Here is a 13,630-nt window from a genome sequence, read left to right as displayed (position 1 = left end):
GCCCCGCGTCGCGATAGCATTGGGATACCGGCATGCAAGGCAACCACAAGCTGTTCGAGATTTTTGTGACGTTTCTGAAACTTGGCCTGACCAGTTTCGGCGGCCCGATCGCCCATCTGGGCTATTTCCGCAAAGAGCTGGTCCAGCGCAGGCAATGGGTCAGCGACGAAACCTATGCCCAGATCCTGGCGCTCAGCCAGTTTCTGCCGGGGCCCGCATCCTCTCAGACGGCCTTTGCACTGGGCTGGCAGCGCGGCGGATCTGCGGGCGCGATGATGGCGACGCTGGGCTTTACCCTGCCATCGGCGGTCATCATGATCGCGCTGGCCGCGTGGATCGGGACGGCGCCGCCCGGCCCCGGCTGGGCTGGCGGGCTGATCGCGGGGCTGAAGATCACCGCCGTCGCGGTGGTGGCCGATGCCGTCTGGGGGATGGCGGGCAAGCTGACACCCGACCTGCCGCGTCGCGCCATCGCCCTGCTTGCCGTGGCGGTTTTGGCGGTGATGCCATTCGGCGCGGCGGCGCAGGTCTGCGCCATCCTTGCCGGGGCGGGAATCGCCTTGATCGCGCGGATCGGAAATGCCCATGACAGCGCCACCGTCACCCTGCACGGCCCGACAAAGGGCGTGGCCCTTGGCTGCTTGGCCCTGTTCACCATACTGCTGCTGGGCCTGCCCCTTCTGGCGCAGACCGGAGGCTTGACGCAAATTGCAGATGTGTTTTACCGCGCCGGTGCGCTGGTCTTTGGCGGCGGGCATGTGGTGCTGCCGCTGCTGGATGCGGGGGTCGTCGGTCCGGGGCTGGTGTCAAATGACAGCTTTCTGGCTGGTTACGGCGCGGCACAGGCAATGCCCGGACCGCTTTTCACCTTCGCCGGATGGCTGGGACAGGTCGCCGAGGGGTTTCCGGGCGCCATCACGGCCCTGATCGCGATCTTCCTGCCCGGCTTTCTGCTGATGGCGGCGGCGCTGCCCTTCTGGTCGCGGCTTTCCGCCCTGCCCGCCGCGCGCCATGCGATGGCCGGGGCCAATGCGGCGGTGGTCGGGCTGCTGGCCTATGCGCTTTACGATCCGGTCTATACCGGCGCGATCAGGGGGGCGGATGATCTGGCGCTGGCTGTGGCGCTGTTCGTGATGCTGCGCCCCGCCCGCAGACCCGCCTGGCAGGTGGTGATCACAGGCGGGATTGGCGGGATTGCCCTAGCGGTGCTGTAAGCCGCCATGGCTGCGGTCATAGCCGTTCACATCCGGTGCCCGCCAGCCCTCTGGCGCCGCGACCGGGCGAAACACCTGCACCAAAAGCGGGTGGCAGGCCGCCTGATCCGAGGAATGCAGCGTCCCGCAATCGCCGCCCGGACAGGCCGACAAGGCCCCGAGCAGGTCAATCTCGGCGAAGAATTCAAGGTAATCCCCCGGTCGAACCGGACTTGCCTTCATCAGATATTGCCCGGTCTGACGCGAAAACCCGGTGCACATGAAGACATTCAGCACGTCATGGACAAGCGCCTCGGCCCGATCCAAAGGCAGATCGCGCGCCTTCGCCAGCGCGCGGGTCAGGTTGGAATGGCAGCAATGGTGATACTGCCCGCCGTCCGAAAGCAGGTTATGCGTATAGGGATCGCAGCGAGAGCCGATCACGTCATGGACCGACAGCCCGTCGCCATCGAACCCATACCAGTCCAGCGTGTCATCGGTGATCGTCGCCATCGGCCGCAACGTCGGGAACGAAGACCACAGCCGGTCGCCCGTCGACAGATGCGTGCCATGCAGGGCGCGCGTCTTGCTGGAGAAGAACCGCTCGGACAGATCAGCGGACCAGAGGTTCAGATCGCCAACCTGCGGCCCCTCGACACTGACGATGCGGCAGAAATGGCCCGCCGGAACATCGAAACAGCGCGCATCGCGCGGCGGCACAAGGGTTTCACTGATCTGTTCCCAACCGTCGCGCGCCTTGTGCAGGGCGGGCAGATCGGGTGGCGGCAGAGCATCGACCGGATAGCAGATCACGGGCGCGATCTGACGTCGGCTCCGGGCGTCGTCGGGGGCGTCATGCGCGGGAAATTCGGGTTTCATCGGGCCTCCTGTCCTGCGCTTATCTTGTCCGGTTTCGTGCCGGAATCAACGCGGAAGAAGGGCGTCAGCCGCCGCCCGACAGGTTTTTGCGCCCGACAGTCTCAGCCCAGACCGGCAAGCGCCGGAAAGGTCTCGACCAGCCAGAAGCTGAAGGTCGAGAAGGCCCCCGTCAGCAGCATGATCCCCACCGTCAGAAGCAGCCCGCCCATCACCCGCTCGATGGTTTTGAGCCAGGGCTTGATCCGGTTCATCAGCGCGATCGAGCGGTTGATGAAGATCGCCGCCAGCAGGAAGGGGATGCCCAATCCGATCGCGTAAACCGCCAGCAGCGCGGTGCCGCGTGACAATTCGCCTCCGGTGGCGGCAAGGGTCAGGATCATGCCCAGTTGCGGCCCGATACAGGGCGTCCAGCCAAAGGCAAAGGCAAGGCCCAGAATATAGGCCCCGAACGCCCCGCCATCCTGCTTGCCCGCATTGATCCGCGCCTCTTGATCCAAAAAGGGGATGCGGATGACGTGCAGGAAATGCAGCCCCATGACGATGACCATGACACCGGCGACCTTGGAGAGCACATCCTGATATTGCAGGAAAGCGCGCCCGAAGGCCGAAGCCGCAAAGCCCATGACCAGAAACACCGTGGACAGGCCCATGACGAAAAACAGCGCGGGCACGACCGCGCTGCGTTCCCGCGCCTTCAGTCCGTTCACCCCCACGCCGGTCATATAGGCCAGATAGGGCGGCACGATCGGCAGCACGCAGGGCGACAGGAAGGACAGGATACCCGCAAGCAGCGCGACAGAGGCGGCGGGCAGAAAGGCGGCGGCGGCAAGATCGATTCCCAACATGGGCGGCACCTTAGCGCCAATATCTCAACTTGACAGGTGCCATGATGTCACGCCTTCGTGGGGCCTTGGGCGAAAGCGGGCCGCTGGTATCCGGTGGTGGCCCGCCCGCACAGGGAATTTGCAGGGACGACGGACCCGATCTCACGAGGAGAAAGTTATCAATGGCCACCAGCTTTTTCGCACGGATCTGCCCGCCGGGACTGATTGTCGCAATCGGTCTTTTCATCGCTCTGTCCGCACCGCTTCAGGCCCAGGGGGCGGATCCGGACAATCTTGGCATTCTTGTCGAGAAGCTGGCGACGGTCCCGGATATGCAATCCCTGATGCGGCACTGTCCCGCCGATATCTGGCGAACACGTCAATCGCTGCGCCAGCGGATGGTCGGCCCCAGAGGACTTTGGCGCAGCGAGCAATGCCGCGACCAGATCGCAAAATGTGCAAGGGCCTGCACGGACGAGTTGAACAGCTCGGCCTGTTTCGCGGCGGCGCGGGTGCTGGAGACGGATCAGGCCGGGCGCTTCGATCTGCAGAGCCGCCAGGCCTTTGCGCTGACCTGCGCCCTTGGACGGGCCTCGGGCTGCATCAACAGGGCCGCGGGCCTCAGGAATTCTCCGCTCGCTTCGGATGAGCTTTCCGATCGGCGCACTCCCGACAGCTTGCGCTGCCTGCGACGCAGTTTTGCGCTGGCCTGCGCGGAAGGGATTGCATGGGGATGCGCGATGGAGGGGCAGTCGCTGCGCCTTGGCGAAGGTGGTCCCGTCGATCCGCAAGAAGCACGGGCGCGATTTGGTCGGGCATGCGCCCTTGGCGCCGGTCAGACCGGGGGCGACACGATCCCGCCCGCATGTCGTTTTGCGAAAGACCAGCTGCGGATACTGCGCGAGAGAGAGCGGAAAGAGCCCCCCGAAAACCTCGGGCGCAGATAGAAAAAGGGCGCGGCAAGAACCGCGCCCTGTCTTGGATCAGCTTCCGGCGGACGGATCAGCTTCCGGTGGACGGATCAGCTTCCGGTGGACGGATCAGCTTCCGGTGGACGGATCAGCTTCCGGTGGACGGATCAGCTTCCGGCGGACCACCAGCCACGGCGCTTGGGCCGGGCGGTTTCCTCGACTTCAACCTCGGCCTCTGTCTCTGCCACAGGTTCCGGCGCGGGATCGGGCTGCGCTTCCTGCCGGACATCGGTCACGGTGGCGTCGGCCTCGGCGGTTTCGACCTCTGCCGGTTCCGCCTCTGCCGTTTCGGCTTCAACGGTTTCCACAACGGTCAGATCCACCTGTGCGCTGTTCACATTGGCGGCGACCTCTGGTGCAGCAGCCTCGGCGGGCTCATCGGCGACAGGCGCCGCTTCGGGACGCGCATTGACGCCCGGCAGTTCCTCGGCACGGCCTTCACCTTCGTTGTGATCGCGAAGATCGACCACATCGGGCAGTCCCGAGGCCTCGGGCAAGGCGGGCGCATCGCCGTCCTTCTTCTTGCCGCGCGACCGGCTGCGGCGCTTGCGGCCCTGAGCTTCACCCTCTTCGGCGGCAACCTCTTCGGGCGCGTTTTCGCTGGGCTCGGCGCTGTCTTCGGCATCGGCGCCCTCGCCTTCGGCGCGGTCGCCATTCTTCTTGCGACGGCGACGGCGGCGGCGACGCGAGCGGCTGCCATCGCCGCTTTCCTCATCGCCATTATTGCCGCTGGCCTTCTCGGCTTCCTCTTGCGCCTCGTCGCCATCGTCGGCGACCGTGTCCAGATCGTCCTCGTCCTCATCGTCGATCTGCGCCATCAGATCGGCATCGACGCCCAGCACGGGTGCGGCCAGTTCGGGGACGTTGCGGGTCGCGGTCTTGAACTTCTCGATGGCGAAATCGGGCGAGATCAGTACCGGATCGGCCTCGATCCGCACCGACATGCCATAGCGCGCCTCGATCATGGCGACATGTTCACGCTTCTGGTTCATCAGGAAATTGCTGACAGCCACCGGCGCCTTGACCAGCACCTCACGAGAGCGCTTGCGCGTGCCCTCTTCCTCAATGGCGCGCAGGATGGTCAGCGCCAGGCTGTCATCGCTGCGGATCAGGCCGGTGCCGTGGCAATGGGCGCAGGGCTGCGTCGTGCTTTCCAGCATGCCCGGGCGCAGACGCTGGCGCGACATCTCCATCAACCCAAAGCCAGAGATGCGGCCGACCTGGATCCTCGCGCGGTCCGATTTCAGCTTGTCTTTCAGGCGCTTTTCGACGGCAGAGTTGTTCTTGCGCTCTTCCATGTCGATGAAGTCGATGACGATCAGGCCGGCAAGGTCGCGCAGACGCACCTGCCGTGCGACTTCGTCCGCGGCCTCAAGGTTGGTCTTCAGCGCGGTATCCTCGATGCTGCCCTCTTTGGTCGCACGACCCGAGTTCACGTCGATGGCCACCAGCGCCTCGGTAATGCCGATCACGATATAGCCGCCGGATTTCAGCTGCACGACCGGGTTGAACATGCCCGAGAGGTAGCTCTCCACCTGATAGCGCGCGAAAAGCGGCATCGGATCGTGGTAATGCTTCACGTTCTTGGCATGGGACGGCATGATCATCTTCATGAAGTCCTTGGCCACGCGATAGCCGCGATCGCCTTCGACCAGCACCTCGTCGATCTCTTTGCTGTAAAGATCGCGGATGCTGCGCTTGATCAGATCGCCTTCCTCATAGATCGGCGCGGGCGCGACCGACTGGAAAGTCAGATCGCGGATCTGTTCCCACAGGCGCAGCAGATATTCGTAATCGCGCCGGATCTCGGTCCGGGTGCGCTGGCTGCCAGCGGTACGGATGATCAGACCGGCGCCCTTGGGAACGTCAAGCTCGCCGGCGATGTCCTTCAGCTTCTTGCGGTCGGCCGCATTGGTGATCTTGCGGCTGATCCCGCCGCCGCGCGCGGTGTTGGGCATCAACACGCAATAACGCCCGGGAAGCGACAGATAGGTGGTCAGGGCAGCGCCCTTGTTGCCGCGCTCTTCCTTGACGACCTGAACCAGCATGATCTGGCGGACCTTGATCACTTCCTGGATCTTGTAGCGGCGCGGGCGCGGCTTCTTGGTGATGCGGATTTCTTCGGCGACGTCTTCCTCGGCCACGGACTCGATGTTGTCGTCCTTGTCCTCGGGCTGATCACCGCTGTCATCGTCGCCGTTTTTCGCCCCGGCGGCATCGTCCGCGTCATCGGTCCCGGTTTCGCCCTCCAGCAAGGCATCGGCGGCATCGGTATCGGTGACGGTATGATCGTCCGAGGTGGTCACCTCGTCTTCATCCGCGCTGGCCGAAGCCTTGGCGCGCTTCGATTTGCGGCGCGTGGACTGCTTGGCTTCCTCGGCCTCTTGCGCTTCGGCATAGGCGCGCTCTTCGGCGATCAGCGCATCGCGATCGGCTGCGGGGATCTGATAATAATCGGGATGGATTTCGGCAAAGGCCAGAAACCCGTGACGGTTCCCGCCATAATCGACAAAGGCTGCCTGCAGCGAGGGTTCGACCCGCGTTACCTTTGCCAGATAGATATTGCCCGAAATCTGCCTTTTGTTGATGGTCTCGAAATCAAATTCTTCGACCTTGGTTCCGTCGACCACGACCACCCGAGTTTCCTCGGCATGGGTCGCGTCGATCAGCATTTTTTTTGCCATTGTTATATCTTTCACGCCGCCTGCCATCGGGCAAAGCCAATATCAGGTTGCGATTTGATGGGGACACGGGCGCCGCTGCCTGCAAGGGATCGCGGATGGCATGGCCTGTGCCATGTCCCCTCCGCCGTGATCCGTTCTGTGCGCGCGCCATCGCGTCTGTTCCTTATATGACCCGTTGGCAATTGCCTGCCGGGCCGCTGATGTCATCGCCCGGTCGCAGAAGATCGCGTCCTGGGCGGGCTTTCCCGCAGGGCCGTCACGATCCGCCATACAGGCCGGACCCGGTGAACCCCGCTACGAAACTGTTGGCGCAATGCAACTCACGGTTGAGTGACGCTGCGCATAGACCTAACATAGAGGTTGCTGCCAGGAAAATTCAATGCCGAAAACATGTTCTGACGATATGGGCAGATTCCGGCTGCAATTTAATCTGCACAATTGCGCCATGTCAGGCCCGGCATCGCGTCGCATTTGCTGGACGCAACACCCTCTAACGGTGCCGTCACGGTCGCTTAACGCTGCTTTCACCCTTCTGTTGCATCATCGGACTAACCAGCAGCCAAAGGGGCCTTCAGCAAGGGCAGGATCATGACCGTGATCAGGATCAACGCACAGCAGACGCCGCCGAACCGGGCCTTCGACCTGGCCGGATCCCTGTCTGACAATGCGCAGATCATCGTGATGATCCATGGCTATCGCTACTCTCCCAGCATTCCGAAGCACGATCCGCATCGCCACCTGCTGGCGCTGGATCCCGTGCCGGACCGCCCCCGCCCCTTTTCCTGGCCGCGCGCCCTTGGCTTTGGCAAGGAAGGCCGCAGCGACGGGCTGGCCATCGCCTGCGGATGGGAAGCGCGGGGCAGCCTGGGTGCCGCATTCGGCCGCGCGGCAGAGGCCGGGCATTGGCTGGGCGACTATCTTTCCGACCTGTCGGCAGCGGCGGGACGCCCGGTGTCGATCATCTGCCATTCGATGGGTGCGCGGGTCGCGCTGCAATCGCTGTATCGGGCGACACCCGGAAGCGTCGGGCGGATCATCCTGCTGACCGGCGCCGAATTCGCGGATGAGGCCGCAGCGGCGCTGGACAGCCCCGCCGGCCGACGGGCAGAGGTGATCAATGTCACGTCGCGTGAAAACGATCTTTTCGATTTCGGGATCGAGATGTGGCTGGGTGGCGGGCGCCGCCATGCGCTTGGCTTTGGCCTGGAACAGCCCAGACGCAATTGGGTCGATGTGCAGATCGACTGTCCCGAAAACCTGAAGATGCTTTGCCAGATGGGCTTTGACGTGGATACCGAACCCATGCGGCTGTCGCATTGGACCCCTTATCTGCGCCGCGGCCTGTTCGACTTCTACCGCACCGCCCTGCGTCAGCCCTGGGCGCTGCCGCTGCCCATGCTGCGCCATCGCCTGCCCGGCCCTGTCGCGCCACGCTGGTCCCGGTTGCTTGCGCGCCCGTCGCAGATCAGCGGATTGCGCGCGTAGATCGGCGTCAGACAGGTTGCGACACCGTCACGCCGCCGGATCTGCAAAGCCTTTCCCATCCGCCGAAAACTGTCCCTCCAAAGGCGCATCCCTCGGCCCAAGGCGCTTGCAGGGTGCGGGTTACTGTTCGTAAACACCTTGGCGGCACGAACTCGGCCTTTACCGGGGGCAGAACTGTTGTAAAAAAGAAAACCGAAAGGTTTCGGATGTGGCGGAGGAGGTCAAATCCAATGGCGACCCTGAAAGATGTGGCGAAAGAGGCAGGGCTGTCTGTCACCCAGACCAGCCGGGCGCTGAACGACCACTCTGATGTCAGCGTCGCCACAAGAGAGCGGGTGAAAGATATCGCCCGATCCCTGCAATACCGCCCCAATCTGTCGGCCCGCAAGCTGGTTTCAGGCCGATCGGGCCTTGTCGGGCTGGTGGTGCCGCGCACCTATGACCTGGCCTCGGACAGCATGTTCATCGAGGTCGTCTCGGGCCTGTCGAGCGAATTTGCGCGCCGCGACATGCAATGCGTGCTGCATGTCGCGCAGGAGGATGAACCGATCATCCCGGTTTACAAGCGTCTGGTCGGCAATGGCGCGCTGGATGGGTTCGTGCTGATCGACCCCAGCCATGACGACAAGAGGGCCGCGTTCCTCAGCAAGGCCAAAGTGCCCTTTGTCGTCCATGGTCGCATCGGCAGCGATCCCGGGCATGCCTATTTCGACATTGATAACGAAACGATTTTCCACGACATCACGCGGCACCTGACGGATCTGGGTCATCGCCGGATCGCGCTGCTGAACGGGGTCGAGGGGCGCACCTATGTGGCGGCCCGGACGCGCGGCTATCTCAGGGCGCTGACCGATTCGCGAATCCCCCCCAGTGACGCGATCATCCGGGGCGGGGCGATGACGGAATCGCTTGGGCTGATCGCGACTGTCGAGCTTTTCTCGGACCCGGCCAACCGGCCCACTGCGATCATCTGCGGCAGCGTGCGGATCGCGAAAGGCGTCTATCAGGCGCTGCAGGGGCTTGGGCTTTCAATCCCCGATCAGGTCTCCGTTTTCGCCCATGACGACCATATTGCGCAAATGAAAACAGAGGCTTTCTATCCTGCGCTCAGCGTGACGGATGCCCCGATGCGGGAAAGCTGGCAACCATTGGCGGCCTGTCTGGATGGCGCGATTTCGGGTGCGCCGCTATCGGACCTGCAGGTGATCGGATCGCACCGCACGATTCTGCGCCACTCTACGGCGCCCCCTTGTCAGTAAACTCACCCTCTGCGAGAATATTTATTGACCGGTTACGCTGTTCCCGCTAACAGCTCCGAAACGTTTCGGGAGCGTTTTGAAGATTATCGAGTGATCCGTGAAATCGGATCGAGGAGAGAGGGCCAGGCACTTTAAGCCGGGCCATACTGGGAGGAAAAATCCGAATGATGAATAAATTCTGCAAGACCGGTCTGTCTGCCCTGGCGATGAGCACCATCCTTGGCGGTTCGGCCATGGCCGATGAAATCAACTACGTGATGGGCGTGGTCGGCAATGCCATCGAGGTGCTTGAGGAAACCGTGAAGCCCTGGGAAGAGGAAACCGGACATACGGTCAAGATCGTGACCATGCCGTCCTCGACCTCGGACCAGTTCGCGCAGTACCGCCTGTGGCTGGCGGCCGGCACGTCCGATATCGACCTGTATCAGACCGATGTGATCTGGGCACCGCAGCTGGCCGATCACTTTGTCGATCTCAGCGAGGCGGCGAAAGACGTGCTGCCCGACCATTTCCAGGCCGTGATCGAAAGCCAGACCGTGGATGGCCGCCTGGTCGCCATGCCGCTTTATACCGACGCAGCCGCGCTGTATTACCGCAGCGACCTGCTGGAAAAATACGGCAAGGAAGTCCCGAAAACATGGGAAGAGCTGACCGCGACCGCGCAGGAAATCCAGGATGCCGAGCGCGCCGAGGGCAATAACAACATGTGGGGCTATGTTTGGCAGGGCAATGCCTATGAAGGTCTGACCTGCGACGCGCTGGAATGGGTGAAATCCTTTGGCGGCGGCCAGATCGTCGAGCCTGACGGCACCATCTCGATCAACAACGAGGCTGCGGCCAAGGCGCTTGATCTGGCGGCAAGCTGGGTCGGCACGATCAGCCCCGAAGGTGTCCTATCCTATCAGGAAGAGGAAGCCCGCGGTGTCTGGCAGACCGGCAATGCCGTCTTCATGCGCAACTGGCCCTATGCCTATTCGCTGTCCAACAGCGATGACAGCGCGGTGAAGGGCAAGTTCGACGTGGCCCCCCTGCCCGCAGGCGATGCAGGCCCCGCCGCGACGCTGGGCGGCTGGAACGTTGCCGTGTCCAAATATTCGGACAATCAGGAGGCCGCGATCAGCCTGGCCATGTATCTGGCAGGCCCCGCGGGTCAGAAGCTTCGCGCGCTGAAAAGCAGCCACCTGCCCACCATCGCAACGCTTTATGACGACGCAGAGATTGCCGAGGAAACCCCGCTGATCCCGCGCTGGAAAGAAGTGTTCGAAAGCGCCGTGCCGCGTCCGTCTGCCCCGACGAAGGGCAAGTATAACGAAGTTTCGGCGAAATTCTGGTCGGCAGTCCATGATACGCTGGCTGGCAATGGCTCTGCCGCCGAGAACCTTGAAATCCTTGAACTCGATCTTGAGGATGTCAAAGGCTCAGAGTGGTAATCTGACCATCTGATAGCTCTGCGCATTCGGTCGGGCGTTCCTCGCGCCCGACCGTCATCGGCCACACACGGCCATGTCGAGGAGATTTTCAATGACCGATCAAACCCTGGCCGGTGCCAGCGGTCCAAGCCTGCAACAGCGCAGGCAACGGGCAGCCTTCTGGTTCCTGGCACCGATGCTTTTCGCGCTGTTTCTGGTGGCTGCCTGGCCGCTGCTGCGCACAATCTGGTTTTCGCTGACCGATGCAACGCTGTCCAATCTATACGGGGCCGAATGGATCGGCTTCGACAATTACCTTCAGGTTCGCACGCTGTCCTCGGGCCGGACGATCTATCGCGGTACGCTGGTCGATCCGGATTGGTGGAATGCGGTCTGGAATACCGTTCGCTTCTCGTTTGTCTCGGTCGCGTTTGAAACCGTCTTCGGCCTGATCGTCGCCCTGGTGATGAATGCCGAGTTCAAGGGCCGCAGCATCGTCCGCGCGGCCATCCTGATCCCCTGGGCCATCCCGACCATCGTTTCGGCGAAGATGTGGGGCTGGATGCTGAACGACCAGTTCGGGATCATCAACGATATCCTGCTGAGCCTGGGCCTGATCAGCCAGAAGATCGCCTGGACGGCCAGCCCGGATACCGCGATGACGGCGGTGCTGATCGTGGATATCTGGAAAACCACGCCCTTCATGGCGCTGCTGATCCTTGCCGGGCTGCAGATGGTGCCGCGCGATATCTATGAGGCCGCCCGCATCGACGGCGTGCATCCGGTCAAGGTGTTCTTCAAGATCACCCTGCCCCTGATCCGGCCCGCGCTGATGGTCGCCATCATCTTCCGCATGCTGGATGCGCTGCGCATCTTTGACCTGGTCTATGTGCTGACGCCGAATTCCTCGGCGACAAAGACAATGTCGGTGATCAGCCGCGAAAACATGATCGATTTTGACAAATTCGCCTATGGCGCGGCGCAATCGACTTTGCTCTTTGCCATCATCGCGATCTTCGTCAGCCTGTATATCTGGCTGGGCCGCGTCGACCTGTCCGGAGGGCGCAACTGATGCAACAGAACAAGCTTTTGAAAACCATCGGCTTTTACGCGCTGGTGCTGGTCATCATCCTGTTTTCGGTCTTTCCGTTCTACTATGCCATCGTGACCAGCTTCGCGACCGGCTCGCAGCTGTTCCAGGTGAATTACTGGCCGAAATCCTTCAACTGGACCAATTACGAATCCGTTCTGGGCAACCGCACCTTCCCGCGGGCCATCCTGAACTCTGTCTTCATCGCCAGCACGACGGTCGCCTTCTCGCTGCTGCTGGCCGTGACGGCCTCTTATGCGCTGGCGCGGGTCAGGTTCCGGGGACGCGGGTTGCTGCTGATGACCATCCTTGCGGTTTCGATGTTCCCGCAGATCGCCGTTCTGGCCGGTCTGTTCGAACTGGTCCGCTTTCTGGGCATCTTCAACACGCCCTGGGCAATGATCGTATCCTATGTGATCTTTACCCTGCCCTTCACGGTCTGGGTGCTGACCACCTTCATGCGCGATCTGCCGGTCGAGATCGAAGAGGCGGCCATCGTCGATGGTGCCAGCCCCTGGATCATCATCAGCAAGGTTTTCCTGCCGCTGCTGTGGCCCGCGCTGGTAACGACCGGGCTGCTGGCCTTTATCGGCGCCTGGAACGAGTTCCTGTTCGCGCTGACCTTTACCAGTTCGGAATCGCAGCGCACCGTGCCCGTGGCCATCGCCATGCTGTCAGGTGCCTCTGCACAAGAAATTCCCTGGGGTCCGATCATGGCGGCCTCGGTCATCGTGACCGTTCCGCTGATCGTCCTCGTCCTTATTTTCCAACGCAAGATCGTGGCGGGCCTGACCGCCGGCGGTGTGAAAGGCTGAACCCATGGCCAAAATTGAGCTGAAAAACGTCAAGAAATCCTATGGCGCCGTCGATGTGATCAAGGGCGTGGACCTTGAGATCCGCAAAGGTGAATTCATGGTCTTTGTCGGCCCCTCGGGCAGCGGCAAATCCACGCTGCTGCGGCTGATTTCCGGTCTGGAAGAGATCACTTCGGGCGATATGCGCTTTGACGACGAGTTGGTGAACAACCTGGTCCCGTCCGATCGCGGCATCGCCATGGTGTTCCAAAGCTACGCGCTGTACCCGCATATGAAGGTCTATGACAACATGGCCTTCGGGATGAAACTGGCCAAGGCCGACAAGGCGGAAACCGACCGCCGCGTCCGCGAAGCCGCCAAGATGCTGCAGATCGACCACCTGCTGGATCGCCTGCCCAAGCAGCTTTCGGGCGGCCAGCGTCAGCGTGTGGCCATTGGCCGGGCGCTGGTGCGCGATCCGCGTGTCTTCCTGTTTGACGAACCGCTGTCGAACCTGGATGCGGGGCTGCGGGTCGCGACCCGTCTGGAAATCGCCAAGCTGCATCACAGCATGGAAGACACGACCATGATCTATGTGACGCATGATCAGGTCGAAGCCATGACCCTGGCTGACCGGATCGCGGTTCTGCGCGACGGTCTGCTGGAACAGGTCGGCACCCCGGCCGAGCTTTACGAAAGCCCCAATTCGATCTTTGTCGCGGGCTTTATCGGGAGCCCCAAGATGAACTTCCTGACCGGCAAATTCGCCGAGGCGAAGGACTGCAAGACGCTGGGCATCCGGCCAGAGCATATCGATGTCGTCGCCGAAGGCTCGGGCGAATGGAGCGGCGAGGTCGTCCATGCCGAGGATCTTGGCTCGGACAACTTCCTCTTCGTCGAGATCGGGGCCGAAGAACCGCTTGTCGTGCGACAGCCCGGCAAGCTGCAGATCAGGCTTGGCAGCCATGTCTCTTTGCAGCCAAGGCCCGAGCATCTGCACCGTTTCGACTATAACGACGCGCCTATCCGCTGATCTTCCCGA

The 13,630-nt window shown here is 62.4% G+C and carries 11 protein-coding genes; 8 read left to right on the top strand and 3 right to left on the bottom strand.

Translation table 11 applies throughout. The annotated features are described in order from the left end of the window. Positions 1-32: 32 nt before the first annotated feature. On the top strand, positions 33-1,214 hold the full coding sequence (gene chrA / locus JHX87_RS17365; RefSeq protein WP_271883538.1) for a chromate efflux transporter: 1,182 nt from the start codon (positions 33-35) through the stop codon (positions 1,212-1,214). Here chrA and JHX87_RS17360 read toward each other — a convergent pair. Next, positions 1,200-2,072 (bottom strand): urea carboxylase-associated family protein, encoded by an 873-nt coding sequence (locus tag JHX87_RS17360; protein WP_271883539.1) that lies wholly within the window; start codon positions 2,070-2,072, stop codon positions 1,200-1,202. The two genes, chrA and JHX87_RS17360, sit on opposite strands and share 15 nt — an antisense overlap. 101 nt (positions 2,073-2,173) lie before the next feature. Next, positions 2,174-2,917, bottom strand: a complete 744-nt coding sequence (locus JHX87_RS17355) for a cytochrome c biogenesis CcdA family protein (RefSeq protein WP_271883540.1) — start codon at positions 2,915-2,917, stop codon at positions 2,174-2,176. 161 nt (positions 2,918-3,078) lie between these two features. Here JHX87_RS17355 and JHX87_RS17350 point away from each other — a divergent pair, with 161 nt between their 5' ends. Further along, positions 3,079-3,843, top strand: a complete 765-nt coding sequence (locus JHX87_RS17350) for a hypothetical protein (protein ID WP_271883541.1) — start codon at positions 3,079-3,081, stop codon at positions 3,841-3,843. Positions 3,844-3,974: 131 nt separating this feature from the next. On the opposite strand, the gene JHX87_RS17345 is transcribed toward JHX87_RS17350, so the two are convergent. Then, positions 3,975-6,551: an Rne/Rng family ribonuclease gene (locus JHX87_RS17345; protein ID WP_271883542.1), complete on the bottom strand. Its 2,577-nt coding sequence runs from the start codon at positions 6,549-6,551 to the stop codon at positions 3,975-3,977. Between the two features lie 588 nt (positions 6,552-7,139). On the opposite strand from JHX87_RS17345, the gene JHX87_RS17340 reads away from it, so the two are divergent. The 6 genes from JHX87_RS17340 (at position 7,140) to JHX87_RS17315 (ending at position 13,621) form a co-directional block, all read left to right on the top strand. Next, positions 7,140-8,036, top strand: coding sequence for a lipase family protein (locus JHX87_RS17340; protein WP_271883543.1), 897 nt, complete (start codon positions 7,140-7,142; stop codon positions 8,034-8,036). A gap of 230 nt (positions 8,037-8,266) precedes the next feature. After that, entirely contained in the window at positions 8,267-9,295 is a 1,029-nt protein-coding gene (locus JHX87_RS17335) for a LacI family DNA-binding transcriptional regulator (RefSeq protein ID WP_271883544.1), read from the top strand. 164 nt (positions 9,296-9,459) lie between these two features. Then, positions 9,460-10,725, top strand: a complete 1,266-nt coding sequence (locus JHX87_RS17330) for an ABC transporter substrate-binding protein (RefSeq protein WP_271883545.1) — start codon at positions 9,460-9,462, stop codon at positions 10,723-10,725. Between the two features lie 91 nt (positions 10,726-10,816). Further along, on the top strand, positions 10,817-11,776 hold the full coding sequence (locus JHX87_RS17325; protein ID WP_271883546.1) for a carbohydrate ABC transporter permease: 960 nt from the start codon (positions 10,817-10,819) through the stop codon (positions 11,774-11,776). Continuing rightward, positions 11,776-12,609 carry a carbohydrate ABC transporter permease gene (locus JHX87_RS17320; protein WP_271883547.1) on the top strand — a complete coding sequence of 278 codons (834 nt, stop codon included), beginning with the start codon at positions 11,776-11,778 and terminating at the stop codon, positions 12,607-12,609. Before JHX87_RS17325 ends, JHX87_RS17320 begins: the two co-directional genes overlap by 1 nt. A 4-nt stretch (positions 12,610-12,613) precedes the next feature. Further along, the gene (locus JHX87_RS17315; RefSeq protein ID WP_271883548.1) at positions 12,614-13,621 is read left to right on the top strand and encodes an ABC transporter ATP-binding protein; all 1,008 of its coding nucleotides are present in this window, start codon (positions 12,614-12,616) and stop codon (positions 13,619-13,621) included. Positions 13,622-13,630 lie beyond the last annotated feature (9 nt).

Source organism: Paracoccus fistulariae, assembly GCF_028553785.1.
Lineage (GTDB): Bacteria > Pseudomonadota > Alphaproteobacteria > Rhodobacterales > Rhodobacteraceae > Paracoccus > Paracoccus fistulariae.
Note: the sequence above shows the minus strand (reverse complement) of the source record. Positions and strands in the feature narration are given on the sequence as shown.

What these genes read in the sequence shown, in the direction of transcription:
- chrA (WP_271883538.1), top strand. Translation starts at nt 33, where the DNA reads ATGCAAGGCAACCACAAGCTGTTCGAGATTTTTGTGACGTTTCTGAAA.
- JHX87_RS17360 (WP_271883539.1), bottom strand. Translation starts at nt 2,072, where the DNA reads ATGAAACCCGAATTTCCCGCGCATGACGCCCCCGACGACGCCCGGAGC.
- JHX87_RS17355 (WP_271883540.1), bottom strand. Translation starts at nt 2,917, where the DNA reads ATGTTGGGAATCGATCTTGCCGCCGCCGCCTTTCTGCCCGCCGCCTCT.
- JHX87_RS17350 (WP_271883541.1), top strand. Translation starts at nt 3,079, where the DNA reads ATGGCCACCAGCTTTTTCGCACGGATCTGCCCGCCGGGACTGATTGTC.
- JHX87_RS17345 (WP_271883542.1), bottom strand. Translation starts at nt 6,551, where the DNA reads ATGGCAAAAAAAATGCTGATCGACGCGACCCATGCCGAGGAAACTCGG.
- JHX87_RS17340 (WP_271883543.1), top strand. Translation starts at nt 7,140, where the DNA reads ATGACCGTGATCAGGATCAACGCACAGCAGACGCCGCCGAACCGGGCC.
- JHX87_RS17335 (WP_271883544.1), top strand. Translation starts at nt 8,267, where the DNA reads ATGGCGACCCTGAAAGATGTGGCGAAAGAGGCAGGGCTGTCTGTCACC.
- JHX87_RS17330 (WP_271883545.1), top strand. Translation starts at nt 9,460, where the DNA reads ATGATGAATAAATTCTGCAAGACCGGTCTGTCTGCCCTGGCGATGAGC.
- JHX87_RS17325 (WP_271883546.1), top strand. Translation starts at nt 10,817, where the DNA reads ATGACCGATCAAACCCTGGCCGGTGCCAGCGGTCCAAGCCTGCAACAG.
- JHX87_RS17320 (WP_271883547.1), top strand. Translation starts at nt 11,776, where the DNA reads ATGCAACAGAACAAGCTTTTGAAAACCATCGGCTTTTACGCGCTGGTG.
- JHX87_RS17315 (WP_271883548.1), top strand. Translation starts at nt 12,614, where the DNA reads ATGGCCAAAATTGAGCTGAAAAACGTCAAGAAATCCTATGGCGCCGTC.